This is a genomic window from Streptomyces sp. G45 (assembly GCF_049542095.1).
Taxonomy (GTDB): Bacteria; Actinomycetota; Actinomycetes; order Streptomycetales; family Streptomycetaceae; genus Streptomyces.
Genome location: NZ_JBMUZU010000002.1, coordinates 170,958 through 191,087 on the forward strand (window position 1 = coordinate 170,958; position 20,130 = coordinate 191,087).

Below are 20,130 nucleotides of genomic sequence, written 5' to 3' on the forward strand. Positions count from 1 at the left end.
GCTTCTTACTCCTCTACGAACATCTTGCGCAGGCCGGGGCGACGCGGAGCAGCCGATTCCTCCGACCACGCGGCGAGCGCGGCCACTGTCGGCAGGTCGAAGACCTTGCGGATGGGTATCTCGATGCCCAGCTCGGCGCGGGCGCGGCTGATGAGCCGGGTGGCGAGCAGGGAGTGCCCGCCGAGTTCGAAGAAGCTGTCGTCGACGCCGACCCGGTCCACGCCGAGCACCTCGGCGAACAGCTTGGCGAGGGTGTCCTCGCGGGTGGTGCGCGGCGCCCGGTAGGCGGCGCCGCCGAACTCCGGCTCGGGCAGCTCGGCCCGGGCCAGCTTGCCGTTGGGGCCCAGCGGCAGCTTGTCGAGGAGCACGAACGCCGACGGCACCATGAAGTCCGGCAGCCGCTCGGCGACGAAGGCGTGCAGCTCCCGCGTCTGCGGGGCGCCGTCGGCGTCGGCGTCGGCGGTGGCGACGGGCACCACGTAGGCGACGAGCTGCTTGCCCGCGCCCGCGCCGCGCCCGTCGCGGGCGATGACGGCGGTCTGCGCGACGCCGGGGTGCGCGGCGAGCGCGGCCTCGACCTCGGCGGGCTCGATGCGGAAGCCGCGCACCTTGACCTGCGCGTCGCCGCGGCCCGCGTACTCCAGGACGCCGTCGGCGGTGAAGCGGCCCAGGTCGCCGGTGCGGTACATGCGCTCACCGGCCGGGCCGAACGGGTCGGGCAGGAAGCGCTCGGCGGTCAGCACGGCCCGCCCGTGGTAGCCGCGGGCCACGCACCCGGCGATGTAGATCTCGCCGACCGTGCCCGGCGGCACCGGAGCGAGGCCGGGGCCGAGGACGTAGCCGCGCAGGTTGCCGAGCGGCGCTCCGGCGGGCGCGCTGCCCTCCGGGACGCGGGCGTCGTCGCCGTGGATGGTGTGGGTGGTGGCGTAGAACGACTCGGTCTGCCCGTAGGCGTTGACGATCCGCACGCCGGGGAAGGCCTCGCGGGTCTTCTCCACGAGGGCGGCGGGCAGGGCCTCACCGGCGAAGACGAGGGTCTCCACGCTGGTGTGACCGGCGATGTCGTCGACGAGTTCGGCGAACACGGACGGCACGGTGTGGATGACGCAGCCGCTCCAGTCCTTGCGGTCGCCCAGGACCAGGACGTCCTCGACGACCTCGACGACGCCGCCGACGGACAGGGTCATGAAGTACTCGAACGCGGAGATGTCGAAGTTGATGGACGCGGCGGCGAGGATCCGCTTGCCCGGGCCCATGCCCACGATGGGCGCGAGCTGCCGTACGCAGTTGACGACGTGCGCGTGGGTGATGGCGACGCCCTTGGGCTTGCCGGTGGAGCCGGAGGTGTACATCACGTACGCCAACTGGCCCGGGTCGACGGGGCCGACGGGGACCTGGTCGGGCGGGACGTCCTTGTCGAGGTCGAGCGCGTCGAGCAGGAGGTCCGGCGCGTCGTGCGCGGGCAGCACGCCGACCGTCGCGGAGTCGGTGAGGACCAGGCGCGGCCGGGCCTCCTCGACGATGGCCGCGAGGCGGTGGCTCGGGTACTTGGGGTCGACCGGCAGGTAGGTGCCGCCCGCCTTGAGGATCGCGAGCAGGGCGACCACCAGGTCCGCCGTGCGCGGCAGCGACACGCCGACCATCGACTCGGCGCCCACGCCCCGCTCGGCGAGGGCGTGCGCGAGCCGGTCGACCCGGGCGGTCAGCTCGCGGTAGGTGAGCGAGCGGCCGTCGGACACCACGGCGACGTCGTCCGGGGTCCGCGCGGCCTGCGCCTCGATGAGCTGGGTGACCGTGACGCGCGGCATCGTGAGGGCCGTGTCGTTGTACGCGACGAGCAGCCGCTCGCGTTCGGCCGGTGCCAGCACGTCGAGCCCCGCGACCTTCCGCTCGGGGGCGGCGGCGAGCTGTTCGAGGACGCGGGTGAACCGGGCCGCGTACGCCTCGACGGTGTCCCGGTCGAACACGCCGGGCGCGTACTGGAGGAGGAACTGCAGGTGGGTGTCGACCGCCGCCATCAGGGCCAGCGGGTAGTGGGTGCCGTTGGTCGGGCGCAGGCCGGTGATGGCGAGCCCGCCGGTGGCCTCGGTGGCGGAGCCCAGGCCCTCCCGGTCGACCGGGTAGGACTCGAACACCACCAGCGTGTCGAAGAGGTTCTTCAGGCCGACGGACTGCTGGATCTCGGTGAGCCCGTAGGAGTGGTGGTCGACCAGGGCCGCCTGCCGTTCCTGGAGCCCGGTGAGGACGTCGGCGAGGGTGTCGCCGGGCGCGTACCGCACCCGTACGGGCAGGGTGTTGATGAACATCCCGACCATCGTCTCGACGCCCGCGACGGCGGGCGGGCGGCCGGAGACGGTGGCGCCGAACACCAGGTCCCGGCGGCCGGTGAGCTGGCCGATCAGCAGCGCCCAGGCGCCCTGGACGAGGGTGTTGATGGTGACGCCCACCTCGGCGGCGCGCCGGTGCAGGGCGGCGGACAGCTCCGGCGGGACGGTGATGTCCAGCTGGTCGAGGCTGTCGCCGGGCGCGGCGCCGGGGGCGAGCAGGGTCGGCTCGTCGACGCCGTCCAGCTCGGCGGCCCAGGCGCGGGCGGACTCCTCCTCGTCCTGGCGCGCGCGCCAGGCCAGGAACTCGCCGTAGCTGCGGGTGGCGGGCAGCCCGGACGCGTCGCCGTGGGCGGCGTACAGCGTCAGCAGGTCCTGGAGCAGCACCGGCGAGGACCAGCCGTCGGCCAGCGCGTGGTGCACGGTCAGCACCAGTTCGGCCCGGCCGGGCTCCAGGGTGGCCAGGGCGAGGCGGATCAGCGGCGGTGCCGCCACGTCGAAGTGGGCGGCCTGGTCCTCGGTGAGGAACCGCTCGAACGCCTCGGTGCGCTCCGCGTCGCCGAGCCCGGTCAGGTCGAGGTGGCGCCACGGCAGGGTCACGCCCGCCGCGGGCACCACCTGCACGAGGTCGCCGTCGGCCCGGTTGACGAAGGCCGCGCGGAGGCTGGTGTGGCGCTCCAGGAGCTTCTGCCCGGCGCGGCGCATCCGCTCGGGGTCGGGGTCTCCGGAGAGGTGGAACACCAGCTGCACGTGGTAGGCGTCGAACGACGACCCGGCGAGCAGCGAGTGGAAGAGGATGCCGGACTGCGCGGGCGTCACCGGCCATACCTCGGCCAGGCGGCCGTAGCGGGACTCCCAGGCGTCGATCTCCTCCTGGCGCACGCTCACCAGGGGCGCGTCCGTCGGCGTGAGGCCACCGGCGCCGGGGGTGGCGGCGTGCCGGGCGAGCGCGGTCAGCGCCTGGACCCACAGCTCGGCGAGTTCGGTGACCTCGGCGGCGGTGAGCAGGCCGGTGGGGAAGCCGAAGTAGGCGGTCAGCTCGTCGCCTGAGCCGGTGTCGGTGGCCACCGCGTTGATCTCCAGGGCCGACATCACCGGCATGTCCGCGTCGGGTGCGGCGATCAGGTCCTGGTGGGTGGTGTCCGGGGTCCAGCCCTGGCCGCGCAGGTGCTCGGGGGTGTCGGTGCCGGACGCCCGGCCGAGGTAGTTGAAGCCGATCTGCGGCTCCCGCTCGGCGGCCAGGGCGGCGGCGGTCTCGGGGTTGAGGTGGCGCAGCAGCCCGTAGCCGATGCCGTCGCCGGGGACGGCCCGCAGCTGCTCCTTGACGGCCTTGACGGCGCGGCCCGCCGCGGGCCCGCCCGCGAAGGCGTCCGCCACGTCCACCCCGGCCAGGTCGAGGCGCACCGGGTACATCGCGGTGAACCAGCCGACGGTGCGCGACAGGTCCGCTCCGGGCACCGCCTCCTCCTCCCGGCCGTGCCCTTCGAGGCGTACGAGGGCGGAGGCGGCGGCCGTGCCGCGGGTCTCGCGCCAGCGGGTGAGGGCGAGCGCCAGGGCGGCGAGGAGGCCGTCGTCGGCGCTGCCGCGGAACAGCGCGGGCAGGGTCGTCAGGACGGTCCCGGTGACGTCGGCGGGCACCTGGACGCGCACGGTGTCCACGGTGGCGGCGACGTCCCGGGCGGGGTCGAGTTCGCGGGCGCCGAGCGTCGGCTCGTCGGCGTCGAGGACGGACCGCCACACGGGGAGTTCCGCGACCCGCTCCGGGCGGGTGGCCTCTTCGGCCAGGGCGTGGGCCCAGCGGCGCAGCGAGGTGCCGGGGGCGGCGAGTTCGGGGGTGCGGCCGCCCTTGACCTGCTGCCAGGCCTCGCCCAGGTCCGGCAGCAGCAGCCGCCAGGAGACGCCGTCGACGACGAGGTGGTGCAGCACGATCAGGAGGCGGTCGGGGGCGGCGGTGTCCGCCGGGGCCGCGCTCGTGTCCGCGCCCGAGGTGAACCACACGAACTGCGCCATGACGCCCGCGTCCGGGTCCAGCCGGTCGGCGGCGGCGTCCAGTTCCGCGTGCGCGTCGGCGCCGTCGGCGGGGACGGCCCGCAGCAGCGCGTCGGCGGACACGCTGCCGCGGGGCTCGACCGTCAGGCCGCGCTCGGCCCGGTCGAGCCGGGACCTGAGCGCGTCGTGCCGGTCGAGGACGGCCTGGAGGGTGGCGACGAGGCCCGCGCGGTCGATGCCTTCGGGCAGGGTCAGCATCATGGACATGCACAGTCGGCCGAGGCCGCCGCCGAGGCCGAGCACATGCTGGCCCGTGGGCAGCAGCGGCATCGGACCGACGCCGCCGCCGGGCAGTTCGGCCAGGGTGACGCGCTCGTCCTCGCGTCCCTCGACCAGCTCCGCGAGGCGGGCGACCGTGCGGTGCTCGAAGATCTCGCGGGTGGAGACCTCGATGCCGCGGGCCCTGGCGCGGGCGACGATCTGGATGGAGCGGATGCTGTCGCCGCCGCTGGCGAAGAAGTCGGTGTCGATGCCGACGCTCTCCACGCCGAGGACTTCGGCGAACAGGCCGCTCAGGACGGACTCGGTCTGGTTGCGCGGGGCCCGGCCGGTGACCGTCTGGCCCTGGTCGGGCGCGGGCAGCTCGCGCTGGTTGAGCTTGCCGTTGGGGGTCAGCGGCAGCTCCGCGAGGGGCACGATCGCGGGCGGGACCATGTACTCGGGCAGCCGCTCGCCGAGGTAGGCGGGCAGTTCGAGGAGGAGCGGGCCGATCGACCGGGCCAGGGCGGGGTCGTTGGCGCGGACGCGTCCGGCGGCGCCGCTGGGCACGAAGGCGCCCGCGACGGTGTGCGCGCCGGGGGATCCCGCGGGCAGCAGCACGGCGTCGTAGTACCGCGTGTCCGCGCCCGACCAGGTGAGCAGCGCCTCCCGGCCGTGCCGGCCCGCCCAGTGGAGGAGTTCCTGCGGGTCGAGGGGGTCACCGGCGGTGGCCACCGGGTCGAGGAGGCCCGTCGCCACGGCGAGGGAGACCTCCCCGGTCAGGCGGGCGTTGGGGATGCCGGTCACGCGCAGCGGGCCGCGGGCCCGGTCGGCGAGGGCGGCCAGCTCGTCCAGGTCCTCGACGCCGTCCTCGTCGCCCCACGCCAGGGACGGCGCGTCGGTCACGTCGAGGACGTCGGAGGGCTGCTTGTGCAGGACGACCTCGTAGCGGTGCCGGGTCAGCTCGTTGTGCGCCTCGCCGGGCTTGAGCCGGATGTCGGCGACGGCGGAGCACCGGGCCGCCCAGTCGGTGAACCACTCGGGGGCGAGGGTCAGTTCGCGCTCGGCGAGCAGTTCCCGCTTCACCAGGGTGCGCAGCTCGTCGGGCGAGGCGTGCGGGTGGGCGGTGCGCTGCACGGCGGTGTGCATGAGGACGCGGGTGGCGGCGCTGCGGACGTCGCCGACGACGATCCGGCCGCCGGGCACGAGCAGGTCCATCGCCTGGCGCAGGACCTGGTCCAGGTAGGCGGCGTTCGGGAAGTACTGCACGACCGAGTTGAGGACGACGGTGTCGAAGCGGCCCTGGGGCAGCCCGGTCAGGTCGTCGGCGGCCTGGGCGCTGACGTGGACCCGGTCGCCGTACCCGGCCTGTTCGGCCTGGGCGCGGACGCGGTCCACGACGGTGGCGGAGATGTCGGTGCCCCAGTACTCCTCGACCCGGTCGACGATCTTCGCCAGGAGCAGGCCGGAGCCCACGCCGAGTTCCAGGATCCGCCGGGGCGCGTACCGCAGCACCTGGGCGACGGCGGCGTCCTGCCAGGCGCGCATCTCCTCAAGGGGGATGGGCTCGCCGGTGTAGCTGGAGTTCCAGCCCTGGAAGTCCTCGCCGAGCAGGCCGTCGCTGGAGTCGGCGTAGCTGTCGTCGTACAGGTCGCGCCACTCGTCGACCTGGGCGTCGGCGACGGCGGCCTCGTACGCCCGGGGCACGACGTAGCCGACGAGCTGCTGGGCGCCCTGGTGGCCGTCGCGGACCACGACCGCGGCCTGTTCGACGCCGGGGTGGGTGGTCAGGGCGTGCTCGATCTCGCCCAGCTCGATGCGGAAGCCGCGGATCTTGACCTGGAAGTCGGTGCGGCCGAGGTATTCGAGCTGCCCGTCCCTGGCCCGGCGCACCAGGTCGCCGGAGCGGTACATGCGGGTGCCGGGCTCCCCGTAGGGGCAGGCCACGAAGCGGCCCGCGGTCAGGCCGTGGCGGCCGAGGTAGCCGCGGGCGAGGCCGGGGCCCGCGAGGTACAGCTCCCCGGCGACGCCGGGGGCGACGGGGCGCAGCGCCGAGTCCAGGACGTAGGCGCGGGTGTTGGTGACGGGCCGTCCGATGGGCGGGGTGCGGCCGTCGCCCACCATGGGCTCGCTCATCGCGGCGCACACGGTGATCTCGGTCGGACCGTAGCCGTTGATCATGCGGCGGCCGTCGGACCACTGCGCGACCAGCTCGGGGGTGGACGCGGAGCCGCCGACGACCAGGGTCTCCAGGGTCGGCAGGGAGCCGGTGGGCAGCGCGGCGAGCACGGCGGGCGGCAGCGTCGCGTGGGTGACGCGGTGGGTGGCGACGGTGTCGATGAGGGGGTCGCCCGCGCCGAGGTCGTCGGGGTCGGCGAGGACGAGGCGCGCACCCGCCGACAGGGCCATGCCCCACTCCCACAGCGACTGGTCGAAGCTCGGCGAGGCGAACTGCAGGACCCGGCTGTCGGGGGTCACGCCGAGCCGGTCCGCCTGCGCGGCGACGAGGCTGGCCATGCCGGTGTGGGTGACGGCGACGCCCTTGGGGGTGCCGGTGGAGCCGGAGGTGTAGATGACGTACGCGGTGTGGGCGACGGTCACCGGGCCGTGCCGGTCGGCGTCGGTCACCGCGCCGGGGTCGGCGTCGGCGAGGGCGGCGACGACGTCGGGGGCGTCGAGGCGGAGCACGGGCGCGGGCAGTTCGGGCAGCTGCCTGGCGGCCGCCGCGTCGCCGAGCACGAGCCGCGCCCCGGAGTCGCTGACCATGAAGGTGACGCGCTCGGCCGGGTAGGCTGGGTCGACGGGCAGGTAGGCGCCGCCCGCCTTGAGCACGCCGAGGATCGCGACGGCCCACTCGGGTGTGCGGGACACGGCCACGGCCACCACGGACTCCGGGCCCACGCCGCGTTCGATGAGCACGCGCGCGAGCCGGTTGGCCCGCTCGTCGACCTCGCGGTAGCTGAGCGCCGTCTCGCCGCGCTCCACGGCGACGGCGTCGGGGGTGGTGGCGGCCCACTCGGCGAAGATCGCGTCGATGGTCCGCTCGGGCACCTCGGCGACGGCGGCGTCGGGGCCGTCCAGGGCCTGGGTGCGCTCCTCGTCCGACAGGACCTCGATGGCGCTGAGCGGTGTCGCCGGGTCGGTCAGGACCTGGTCCAGGATGCGCACGAACCGCCGTACGACGCCTTCGGCGGTGTCGTGGTCGAACAGGTCGGTGGCGTACTCCAGGAGGCCGTGGGTGCCGCCGGAGGCGTTCGGGACGATGTTGAAGAGCAGGTCGAACTTGGCGGTGCCGGTGCCGACGGGCAGCGGGGTGACCTTCAGGCCCGGCATCTCGATCTCGCCCCACACGAACTGCCAGCCGAGCGCGGTCTGGAACAGCGGCATGTACGCGGTGGTGCGGTCCGGGTTGAGCAGTTCCACGAGCCGCTCGAAGGGGACGTCCTGGTGGTCGTACGCGGCCAGGGCCTTGTCCCGCACCTGTTCGAGGAGGTCGGCGAAGGTCGGGTTGCGGGAGAGGTCGGCGCGCAGCACCCAGGTGTTGACGAAGAACCCGATGAGGTCGTCGAGCTGTTCGTCGCCGCGGCCCTCGATGGGGCTGCCGATGGGGATGTCGTCGCCCGCGCCCAGCTTGTGCAGCAGCACCGCGAGGACGGCCTGGGCGACCATGGGCGGGGTGGCGCCGTGGTCCACGGCCAGCTTCTGCACCCCGGACAGCGTCTCGGGGGGCAGCACGAACGGCACCTCGCCGCCGAGGTGGCTGGCGGTGGCGGGCCGGGGCCGGTCCAGGGGCAGCTGGAGCGGCTGCGGGACCTCGGCCAGCTCCTTCTTCCAGTACGCGATCTGCTCGGCGGCGGTGCTCTCCGGGTCGGCCTCGTCGCCGAGGAGCTGGCGCTGCCACAGCGTGTAGTCCTTGTACTGCACGGGCAGCGGCGTCCACTTTGGTGCCTCGCCGCGCAGGCGGGCGGTGTACGCCGACACCAGGTCGCGGACGAACGGCGCGACGGACGCGCCGTCGGCGGCGATGTGGTGGAAGACGAACACCAGGACGTGCTCCTGGGGGCCGGTGCGCAGCACGGTGGTGCGCAGGGGCAGTTCGGTGTCCAGGTCGAAGGGCTCGCGGGCGGCCTCGTGCACGGCGGCGTCCACCGCGTCGGCCCTCACGTCGACGACGCGGAAGGGGAACTCGGCCTCCTCGGGCGGCAGTACCCGCTGTTCCGGTGTGCCGCCCGCGTCCTCGACGACCAGGGTGCGCAGGCTCTCGTGCCGGTCGGTGACGTCGGTGACCGCCGCGGCGAGGGCCGTGGTGTCCAGGGCCCCGTCCAGGCGCAGCACGAACGGGACGTTGTAGGTCGCGGACGGGCCCTCCAGCTTGTGCAGGAACCACATCCGGCTCTGGGCGAAGGACAGCGGGATCATCGACGGTTCTCCTGTACGTTCATCGGGCGAAGCCGGGGACGTTTCGACGTGGCCTGCTTCTCGATCTTCTTGGCGAGCTGGGCGACCGTCGGATTGCGGAACACCGTCGTGACCTTCACGTCGGCGTCGAGTTCGGTGCGGATGCGGCCGATCAGGCGGGTGGCGAGCAGCGAGTGGCCACCGGCGTCGAAGAAGTCGACGTCGATGCCGATCTCCTCGACGCCGAGGAGTTCGGCGAACAGGCGGCAGAGGACTTCCTCGCGGTGGTCGCGCGGCCCGCGTCCGGCCGTCGCCTCGGTGTGGTCCGGGGCGGGCAGGGCGTTGCGGTCGAGCTTCCCGCTCGGTGTGGTGGGGAGCGCGGCGAGCGGCACGATCGCGGAGGGGACCATGTACTCGGGCAGGCGCCCGCGGGCGGTCTCGGTGAGGGCGGTGACGTTCAGCCGGGCCGGGTCGGGCGTGCCGCCGCCGGGGACGACGTACGCGACGAGGCGCTGGTCCCCGGCGCGGTCCTCGCGGACGACGACCACCGCGCTGTCGACGTCGGGGTGCGCGGTCAGCGCCGACTCGATCTCGGCGAGTTCGATGCGGAAGCCGCGGACCTTGACCTGGAAGTCGGTGCGGCCGATGTACTCGACCTGCCCGTGGTCGTTCCAGCGGACCAGGTCGCCGGTGCGGTACATGCGGGTGCCGGGCTCGCCGTAGGGGCAGGCCACGAAGCGGCCCGCGGTGAGGGCGGTCTGTCCGAGGTAGCCGCGGGCGAGTCCGGCCCCGGCGAGGTACAGCTCGCCCGCCACTCCCGGCGGGACCGGGCGCAGGGCGGCGTCCAGGACGTACACCTGGGTGTTCCAGACCGGGGTGCCGATGGGCACCTGGTCCGCGCCGGGCACGTGCTGGTGGGCGGTGACCTCCACGGCGGCCTCGGTGGGCCCGTACAGGTTGTGCACCCCGCAGTCCGGCAGGACGCCGACGGCCTTGTTGGCCAGGGCGGCGGGGAAGGCCTCGCCCGCGACCTCGATCCAGCGCAGGCTGTCGCACTGCTTCGCCGAGGGCTCGGCGAGGAACGCCTCCAGCAGGGAGGGCACGAAGTCCGCGCCGGTGACCTTCTCCCGCTGGATCAGCTCGGCCAGGTAGGAGGGGTCGCGGCGCCCGTCGGGGCGGGCGATGACCACGGCGGCGCCCACCTGGAGCGGCGCGAACAGCTCGGGCACCGACACGTCGAAGCTGGCCGACGTGCTCAGCAGCACCCGGTCGTCGGCGCCCACGCCGAAGTGCGCCAGGCCCCACTTCAGCCGGTTCATGATCGACCGGTGGGACACCTGCACGCCCTTCGGTCCGCCGGTGGAGCCGGAGGTGAAGATGGCGTACGCGGCGTGGTCGGGGGACAGTTCCCGCTCGGGGTCGGTGGTCGGGTGGGCGGAGACGTCGGGGAGCGTGCCGTCGAGCACGAGGAGCGGTTTGGCGCCGTCCAGGATGTGCCGCACCCGGTCCTCGGGCAGTTCGGTGTCGACCGGCACGTAGGCGGCGCCGGACTTGACGACGGCGTAGATCGCCACCATGAGGTCGACGGAGCGCGGCACGCGCACGGCCACCAGCCGCTCGGGGCCCGCGCCCTGGGCGCGCAGCCAGTGCGCGAGCTGGTTCGCCCGCCGGTTGAACTCGGCGTAGGTGAGGCGCTCCTGGTCCCCGATCAGCGCGAGCCGGTCGGGGTCGCGCGCCACCTGGGCCTCGAAGGCGCCCGGCAGGGTGTCGGGGGCCACGGGGTGCGCGGTGTCGTTGACCTGCCGCACCAGGTGGTCCCGCTCCTGCTGGGACAGCACGTCGACGGCGCCGACGGGCATGCTCGGATCGGCGAGCACCTGGTCGAGGACCCGGACGAGCCGGGCGGCGATCAGCTCGGCCTCCTCGCGGGTGTAGAGGTTGTTCTGGTAGTCGAGCGAGGTCCGCAGGTAGGGGTCGGAGGCGTTGAGGGTGAGCGGGTAGTGCGAGCCCGCGTACGGGCGGATGGCGTCGATCGTGAAGCCCGCCGCGGTGTTGGCGTCGACGATGCCCGCGCGGTCGATCGGGTAGTTCTCGAAGACGACGATGGTGTCGAACAGGGCGGGCAGGCCGACGTCGCGCTGGATGTCGGCGAGCCCGTAGTAGTGGTGGTCGAGCAGCGCGGTCTGGCGTTCCTGGAGCCCGGTGACGACGTCGGCGACGCTCTGCTCGGGGCGGCAGGAGGCCCTGGTCGGCAGGGTGTTGATGAACAGGCCGACCATGGAGTCGGAGCCGGGCAGCTCGGCGGGGCGGCCGTTGACGGCGGCGCCGAACACCACGTCCCGCTGCCCGGTGAGCTTCGACAGGAGGATGCCCCAGGCGCCCTGGAGGAGGGTGTTGAGGGTGACGCCGAGTTCCGCGGCGCGCCGGGCGAGTTCGCGCCCCTTGTCGATGGAGAGCGGCACCTCGACGCGGCCGAGCGCGGACGCCGCCTCCTGGACGGGGGCGCCCGGGGCGACCAGGGTCGGCTGGTCGAACCCGGCGAGTTCCTCGGACCAGCGGGCCGCCGACGCCTCGCGGTCGCGGGTGGCGAGCCAGGCCAGGTAGTCGCCGTAGGAGCGGACCGGGCCGAGGTCGTCGGTCGCGGCGTACAGCCGGATCAGGTCCATGATGACCAGCGGTGACGACCAGCCGTCGAACAGGGTGTGGTGCGCGGTGATGATCAGCTTCGCCTGGCGCGGCCCGCAGGTGAGCAGGGCCAGGCGCATCAGCGGCGGCCGGGTGGGGTCGAGCCGGTCGGCGCGGTCGTCGGCGAGGGCCCGGTCGAGGGCGGCGGTCTGCTCGGCCTCGGTGCGGCCGGTCAGGTCCAGGTGCCGCCAGGGCAGGGTGACGTGCTCGGCGACGACCTGCACGGGGTCGCCGTCGGCTCCGGAGAGGAACGCGGAGCGCAGGTTCGGGTAGCGGCCGAGCAGCGCCTGCCCGGCCGCGCGCATCCGCTCGGGGTCGACGGGTCCGGTCAGGTGCAGCACGAACTGCATGTGGTAGACGTCGAAGGAGCCGTCGGCGAGCGCGGCCTCGAACTGGATGCCGGACTGCCCGGGGGCCTGCGGCCACACCTCGGTGAGGCGTCCGTAGCGCTCCTCCCAGGCCTCGATCTCGTCCTGCCGGACCGTGACCAGCGGGGCGTCGGAGGGGGTGAGGCCGCCGGTGTCGGGGCGGGCGGCGTGCGCGGCCATGCCGTGCAGCACCTGGACCCACACGTCGGCCAGTTCCTGCGCCTGGGCGCGGGTGAGCAGCCCGGTGGGGAACAGGAACGCCGTCTGGAGCCGGGGGCCTTCGGCGGTGTCCGTGGCGAAGGAGTTGACTTCGAGGGCGGACAGGGCGGGCAGGTCCGGGTCGGGCATGGCGATGAGGTCGGCGGACCACGGGGAGGGGCCCCAGCCGTGCGCGCGCAGGTGCTCGGGCACGTCGGTGTCGGAGATCCGGCCGAGGTAGTTGAACCCGATCTGCGGCGCCGGGTAATCCGCGAGCTGGTCGGCGGTCTCCGGGTTCAGATAGCGAAGCAGGCCGTATCCGATGCCCTTGTCGGGGACCTGGCGCAGCTGCTCCTTGACCCGCTTGACGGCCGTTCCGGCCGCGGCGCCGCCCGCGAGGACGTCGGCGACGTCGATGCCGCTGACGTCGACGCGGGCCGGGTACATGCTGGTGAACCAGCCGACGGTGCGGGACAGGTCGGCGCCGGGGACGACGTCCTCCTCGCGCCCGTGGCCCTCCAGGCGGACCAGGGTCGAGCGGTCCGCGCCGCGCCACCGGTTCACGGCGAGGGCGAGCGCGGCGAGCAGTACGTCGGTGCCGGTGCCGCGGAACGCGGCGGGCAGCGTGGTGAGCACCGCCTCGGTGACGTCGGCGGGCAGTTGCGTGCGCACGGTGTCGACGGTGCCCATCACGTCGACGGCCGGGTCGAAGGCCCGCGCGCCGAGCGGCGGGTCGGGCACTTCGAGCAGGTCGCGCCAGTGGGGCAGCTCCGCCTCCCGCTTCGGGGACAGCGCCTCGGTGGCGAGGGCGGCGGCCCAGCGGCGGGCGGAGGTGCCGACCGGCGGCAGCTCGGGCGTGCGGCCGGTGCTGACCCGCTGCCAGGCCTCGGCGAGGTCCGACATCAGGATCCGCCAGGAGACGCCGTCCACCACCAGGTGGTGCAGGACCACGAGCAGCCGTCCCGCGCCCGTCTCGGGGGCGAACCAGACGAAGTCCGCCATGGTCCCGGCCCGCGGGTCGAGCCGCCCGAGGGCGTCGTCGAGTTCCGCCTTCGCCGCCTCGAGGGCGGACGGCTCGTCCCACCGGCCGTCGCAGGGCACCCGGCGGATCAGGTCGGCGGCGCGGACGCCGCCGACGGGGCGCACGTCCAGGGCGGGCTCGTCGCCGGGCACGAGACGGGCGCGCAGCAGGTCGTGCCGGTCGAGCACGGCGTCCAGGGTGGCGGCGAGGCCGTCGGCGTCGATGCCCTGGGGCAGCTCCAGGGTCATCGCCATGGCGAAGCGGTCCGTGCCGCCGCCGTGTTCGAACACCTGCCGGGCCACGGGCTGGAGCGGCATCGTGCCGATGCCGCCGCCCTCGTCCTCGGCGAGGACGGGCGCCCGGTCGCGGCGGGCGGAGGCCACCTCGGCGAGCCGGGCCGCCGTGCGGCACTCGAAGATCTCCCGGGTGGTCAGCTCCAGGCCGCGGGCGCGGGCGCGGGCCACCACCTGGATGGAGCGCAGGCTGTCGCCGCCCACGGTGAAGAAGTCGTCGTCGGCGCCGACCCGCTCGACGCCGAGGACGTCGGCGTACGCAGCGGTGATGATCTCCTCGGCCTCGGTGCGCGGCTCGCGGTAGGTCTCGCCCAGGAACTCCGGCTCGGGCAGCGCGGAGCGGTCCAGCTTGCCGGTGGGGCCGAGCGGCAGCCGGTCGAGGGCCACGAAGGCCGACGGCACCATGTAGTCGGGCAGCCGGGCCGCGACGAAGGTGCGCAGCTCGGCGGCGGACGCCCCGGCGAGCACGTCGACGTCGCCGATGCCTCCGGCGCCGTCGTCGCCGACGGCGCCCTCTCCGGCGTGCACGACGTACGCGACGAGCCGCCGCCCGCCCGAGGGCACCTCGCGGCTGATCACCACGGCCTCGCTGATGCCGGGGTAGGCGGAGACGGCGGCCTCGACCTCGGCGGTCTCGATGCGGAAGCCGCGCACCTTCACCTGGCCGTCGCCGCGGCCCAGGCACTCCAGCTGGCCGCGCGCGTTCCAGCGGGCCAGGTCGCCGGTGCGGTACAGGCGCTCGCCGGGCGGGCCGAAGGGGCTGGCCACATAGCGCTCGGCGGTCAGGCCGGGGCGGTCGTGGTAGCCGCGGCCCAGGCAGGTCCCGGCGACGTACAGCTCGCCGACGGCGCCCTGCGGGACGGGGGCGAGTCCGGGGCCGAGGACGTAGGCGCGCATGTTGCCCAGCGGGGTGCCGATGGGGGCGACCTCGCTCTGGGTCCACTCCTCGCCCGGGGCGAGGGCGAAGGCGCTGACGTAGAAGCTCTCGCTCTGTCCGTACGAGTTGACGACGCGCGCGCCGGGCAGGGCCTCGCGCACCTGGCGCACCAGGCGGGCGGGCAGCACGTCGCCCGCGAAGACGACGGCGCGCACGTCGGGCGCCTTGTCCAGGTGGCCGACCAGCTCGGAGAGCACCGAGGGGACGCCGCTGACGACCTGGCCGTCCCAGGAGCCGCGCTCGGCGAGGGCCAGCGCGTTGTCGACGAGTTCGGCGGTGCCGCCGGTGGACAGCGCGGTGAGGAGTTCGAAGACGGAGACGTCGAAGTTCACGGACGTCCCGGCGAGCATCCGCCAGCCGGGCGGCGTGGCGTCCGGGCCGAGGACGTCCACCAGCTCCCGTACGCCGTTGACGATGCCGCGGTGGCTGATCGCGGCGCCCTTGGGCTTGCCCGTGGAGCCGGAGGTGTACATCACGTACGCCAGGTTGTCCGGGGCGAGGGGCGCGGTCCTGGCGGTGTCGTCCGGGGCGCCGTCGGGGGTGTCCCAGTGGGCGCGGCCGTCGACGTCGACGGCCGTCATGGTGTGCGGCGGCAGCTCGCGCGCGGTCGCGGTGTCGGTGACGACGAAGCGCGGGCGGGCCTCGGACAGGACGCTCTCGGCGCGCCCGGCGAGGTACTGCGGGTCCATCGGCAGGTATCCGGCGCCGGACTTGAGGACGCCGAGCAGCCCGGCGACCAGGTCCTCGGTGCGCGGCAGCGCGAGGACCACCAGGTCCTCGGGTCCGGCGCCGTGCCGCAGCAGCTCCCAGGCGACGGCGTTCGCCCGGTCGTCGAGCTGCCGGTAGGTGAGGGTGCGCTCGCCGTGGACGAGCGCCGGGGCGTCGGGCGTCCTGGCGACCTGGGCTTCGAACAGCTCGGGGACCGTCAGCTCGGGCAGGTCCCTCGCGGTGGCGTTGAACTCGGTGAGCAGCCGGTGCCGTTCGGCCGCGTCGAGGGCGTCGACGCCGCCGATGCGGCCCTCGGCGTCGGCGACGAGTCGGGTCAGGACGCGGACGAAGCGCTGGGCGAGGCCTTCGGCGGTGGACCGGTCGAACAGGTCGGTGCGGTATTCGAGGCGGCACTGCGCCGCGCCGGTGCCGTCCGGGATCAGGTCGAAGAACAGGTCGAACTTGGCCGTGCGGGTCTCCAGGCGCTCGGAGACGGCCTCGGCGCCGGGGAAGTCCACGACCGGCACGGACGGCTGCCAGGCCAGCATCACCTGGAACAGCGGGTTGTACGCGGTGGACCGGTCGGGGTTGAGCAGCTCCACCAGCCGCTCGAAGGGCAGCTCCTGGTGGTCGTAGGCGGCCAGGGCGCGCTCCCGCACCCGCTGGAGCAGTTCGCGGAAGGTGGGGTTTCCGGAGAGGTCGACGCGCAGCACCCAGGTGTTGACGAAGAACCCGACGAGTTCGCGCAGGTCCTCGTCGGTGCGGCCCGCGATGGGCGCGCCGATGGGGATGTCGTCGCCGCAGCCGAGGTGCTGGAGGAGTACCGCGAGCGCGGAGTGCATGACCATCGACACAGTGGTGTCGGCCTGCGCGGCGAGCTTCTCCACGGCCCGGAGGAGTTCGGCGTCGAGGGCGAAGGGCACCATGTCGCCGTGGTGGCTCATGGCCTTGGGGCGCGGCCGGTCGGTGGGCAGCGCGAGGGGCTGCGACAGGTCGGCGAGGGTTTCGCGCCAGTACGCGAGCTGCTTGGCGGCGAGGCTGTCCGGGTCGGTGTCGTCGCCGAGGACGTCCCGCTGCCAGAGCGTGTAGTCCGCGTACTGCACGGGCAGCGGCTCCCACGCCGGGGCGCGGTTCTCGCGGCGGGCCTCGTAGGCGGTGACGAGGTCGCGGCACAGCGGCCGGAAGGACTCGCCGTCCACGGCGATGTGGTGCATCACCAGGACGAGGGTGTGCTCGCGCGGTCCGCGCCGCACCAGGGTGGCGCGGATCGGCAGGTCGGCGGCCAGGTCGAAGGTCTCGGTGGCCGCCTCGTCGACGGCCGCGGCCCGCTCGTCCTCCGTCGCGGCCTCGACGGTGCGCAGGCCGAACGGGTACTGCCCCGAGGGCAGCACCCGCTGGTGCGGGACGCCGTCGTCGTCCTCGGCGATGACCGTGCGCAGGGCCTCGTGCCGGTCGATGACGTCGCGGAGCGCCGCCTGAAGCGCGCCCGCGTCCAGGTCACCGGTCAGGCGCAGACCGAGGGGCCCGTTGTAGGTGGGCGAGGGACCTTCGAACCGGTCCACGAACCACAGTCGGCGCTGCGCGAACGACAACGGGATCATTGCTTCTCCAAATCGGCGAAACCACGAGGGAGTTCGGCGGGGCCGCGAAAGAAAGGGGGCGCGCGCCACGGGCCCCGTGTGGGGGCGGGCCGCCGCTCAGCTCTGGTCGAGCAGCGTCAAGAGTTCGGTGTTGTAGAAGTCGTCGAAGGAACAGGCGCCGGACAGCGTCGCGAAGTAGCGGTCGATCAGGTCCTGGTGGCCGACGAGCTTGCGGAGGAAGTCGGCCCGCCCCTCGGGCTTCAGCTCGGCGACGTTGAGGGCGCTCTGGTAGAAGTTCGCGAAGTCCTCGTCGAGGTCCTCCTCGTAGGCTTCGAGGGCTTCCTGGAGTGCCGCCTCGTCGTGCAGGTCCTCGCCGATGTGCCCGGTGAGCGACTCGGCCTGGAGGAAGGCGTCGGTGATGCCGCGGGCGGTGATGGAGTCCTTGTGGTGCACGGCGTCACCGATCAGCGCCCAGCCGGGCCCGAAAGCCTTGCGGAAGTAGTTCTCCTGGTGGCCGGTGCCGTAGAGCTGCTCCACGCGCTCGCCCGCGGCCATCCGCTCGCGCAGTTCGGGCGCGGTGCTGCGGACGGCCTCCAGATAGGCGGGCTCCACCGCGGTGCGCACCTGGTTGAACTCGTCCTGCGGGAAGTACGTCATGATCAGCGTGAGGTCGTCGTTGGTGGGGATGACGCCGACCCAGCGCCCCTGGCGCTCGTACAGCTCGAAGTGCGCGGGCACTCCCGCCCAGTAGCTGTAGTAGGTGCAGGTCATCCGCGGGTGTTCGACGACGAAGGGGGCGCCGGTCTTGCGGGCCACCAGGGAGCGCATGCCGTCGGCGCCGACGACCAGGCGCGCCCGGTCGGTGGCCTCGGCGCCGCCGGGCGTGGTGTACCGCACGCCGACGACCCGGCCGTCCTCGATCACCAGGTCGTTGACGGCGCAGGAGTCCCGGAACTCCACTCCGGCCGCGACGGCGCCGTCCGCGAGGATCGGGTCGAGCACATAGCGCCGGGGCGCGTACGTGGTGCGCTGGCCGTCGACCGGCAGCGAGAAGCCGTCGAGGCGCACGCCGGGGGCCTCGTAGCTCTGGTGGTTGATGGGCGTGCAGCCCGCCGCGCGGAGCCGGTCGAGCAGCCCCCAGCGGTTGAGCAGGGCCACGCCCGGCTGGTGGATGTAGTGCGAGGACAGCGTGTCCTGCGGGAACCGCGCTTTCTCAAGGAGCAGCACGCGATAACCCTGTTGTGCGAAGAGCATGGCCGTCGGCGAACCCGCACAACGGGCACCTATGACAATCACGTCGTACATGGCGCCTCTCTTACCGAGTGGTTTTCTGAGTACCAACGGCCGCAGCCGGAATCGTCAGGGAAATGACGGGTCTTGGGTCCTGAAACGCGCGTCCGCAAGGGCGGATGGACCTATCCGCCGGATATCCACGGGCACGTACGCCTGTGATGCTAGCCGCCGGAAGTCGCGGACTGAACAGAGCAACAGGGGTGCCGTGTGGGCGTCTCGCCGGCGAGACGCCCACACGGCACCGACCTGCGCGGACGCTAGGGAGTGACCGCGCCCTGGGTTTCGATGTAGGCGGAAATGGACGCCACCGTGGGGTTGAGGAACATCTGGTCCATCGGTACTTCGACGCCCAGTTCCTCTAGGTACGCGCCCTGAATCCTGGCCATGATCACGGATTGGCCGCCCAGGGCGAAGAAATCGTCGTCGGCCGCTATGTCGTCGCGCTGGAGTTCCCGGCACCAGATCGCGCGCACTCGTTCGGCAGTCATCACAGTCCTCTCGAATTCCGCGGGTTCTCGTCCGCGATTACGCCGTGGTGCCGCTGCCCGCGTATTCGCTGCCGTGGGCCTTGAGCAGGGCGGCGCGGTCCACTTTTCCGTGCGGGCTCAGGGGAATTCCGGGGACGCTGACGAACCGGGCGGGGACCATGTTCCGCGGCAGTGTCTCCGCCAGGGCGGCCCGCACCTCGTCGGCGGCGAGTTCGCCCGCGGCCGGGACGACGAACGCGATCAGCTCGGCCTCGCCGGACGCGGGGTGCGCGATCGCCACGGCGGCCTCGCGGACCGCGGCGAGCCTGCCGAGCGCCCGCTCGATGTCGGTGGGGTCGATGCGCATGCCCCGCACCTTCACCTGGGCGTCCATCCGGCCGACGACGACGAGGTCGCCGTCCTCGTTGACGAAGCCGCGGTCGCCGGTGCGGTAGAGCCTGCGCGGGGTGCCGTCGGCGTCGACGGTGGCGAACTTCTCGTTCTCGGGGCCGCTGCCGCCGACGTAGCCCGCGCCGACGCTGGCCCCGGAGATGCAGACCTCGCCGTACTCCCCCGGCGCGACGGGCCGCAGGTGCTCGTCGAGCAGGTGGATGTCGTTGTTGTAGACGGGCCTGCCGACCGGTGCGATGTCCTGTTCGCCGGGCCGGTGCAGGGCGAGGTCGAAGGAGGTCGCGACGTCGGTGCACTCGGCGACGCCGTACTGGTGCAGCAGGGTGCAGGTGTTGCCCTCGCGCCCGGCCCAGTCGGCGATGCGCTCGACCTTCAGCGGCTCGCCGCCGAAGAGCACGTAGTCGAGGCGGCTGAGCGCGTCGCCGCCGCGGGCGGTCTCCCAGTCGACCAGCAGGTACAGCGTGCTGGAGGCGCAGTGCACCGTACGGATGTCGTGCTCGCGCAGCACGCGGTACGCCATCATGGCGTCGAAGTTCCGGCTCGCCAGCAGGTACTGGGTGGCGCCGCAGAACAGCGGTGTCATCAGGCTGCGCTGGGAGAGGTCGAACCCGAAGGCGCTGACGACCAGGTTGTGCGACCCGCTGTGCAGGCCGTACTCCAGGGTCAGCCAGTTCATGAGGTTGTACCAGCCCTCGTGCCGCACCGCCGTCAGCTTCGGGGTGCCGGTCGAGCCGGAGGTGAACACCGCGTAGCACACGTCGTCCCCGGTGACGTCGGCGTCGGGCCCGGTCACGGGGAGGCCCGCGAGTTCGCCCGCCAGCTCGCCGAGGTCGATGACGTCGGCGGTCGCCGACGCGACCTGGTCCGCCGTCGCGGGGGAGGCCACGATCAGGGCCAGGTCGGGCACCTGCCCGAGCAGCAGGCGCAGCCGGGCCGCCGGGTAGGCCGGGTCGAACGGCACGTAGGCGGCGCCCGCCTTCAGCGTGCCGAGGATCGCGACGACCATGTCGACCGAGTAGTCGAGGCACACCCCGACCTTCGCGCCGCGGCCGTGCCCCCGGGCGGTGAGGAAGTGCGCGAACTGGTTGGCCCGCGCGTTCAGCTCCGCGTACGTCACCCGCTGCCCGGCGTGCACGACGGCCGGGGCGTCCGGCGTCGCCGCCGCGTGCTCCTCGAACCGCCGGTGCACGACGGGCACCG

5 protein-coding genes are annotated in these 20,130 nt (G+C 73.7%); all 5 read right to left on the reverse strand.

Annotated features, from left to right (window positions below; genetic code table 11):
• Positions 1-5: 5 nt before the first annotated feature.
• Complete coding sequence (locus ACOBQU_RS39640) at positions 6-8,990, reverse strand: amino acid adenylation domain-containing protein (RefSeq protein WP_423635321.1); 8,985 nt, start codon at positions 8,988-8,990, stop codon at positions 6-8.
• The gene (locus ACOBQU_RS39645; protein WP_423635323.1) at positions 8,987-16,780 is read right to left on the reverse strand and encodes an amino acid adenylation domain-containing protein; all 7,794 of its coding nucleotides are present in this window, start codon (positions 16,778-16,780) and stop codon (positions 8,987-8,989) included. Before ACOBQU_RS39645 ends, ACOBQU_RS39640 begins: the two co-directional genes overlap by 4 nt.
• Before the next feature lie 96 nt (positions 16,781-16,876).
• Entirely contained in the window at positions 16,877-18,064 is a 1,188-nt protein-coding gene (locus ACOBQU_RS39650; protein WP_423635325.1) for an NAD(P)/FAD-dependent oxidoreductase, read from the reverse strand.
• A 245-nt stretch (positions 18,065-18,309) separates the two neighbouring features.
• Positions 18,310-18,540 (reverse strand): phosphopantetheine-binding protein, encoded by a 231-nt coding sequence (locus ACOBQU_RS39655; RefSeq protein ID WP_423635327.1) that lies wholly within the window; start codon positions 18,538-18,540, stop codon positions 18,310-18,312.
• A gap of 37 nt (positions 18,541-18,577) precedes the next feature.
• Complete coding sequence (locus ACOBQU_RS39660; protein ID WP_423635329.1) at positions 18,578-20,128, reverse strand: amino acid adenylation domain-containing protein; 1,551 nt, start codon at positions 20,126-20,128, stop codon at positions 18,578-18,580.
• Positions 20,129-20,130 lie beyond the last annotated feature (2 nt).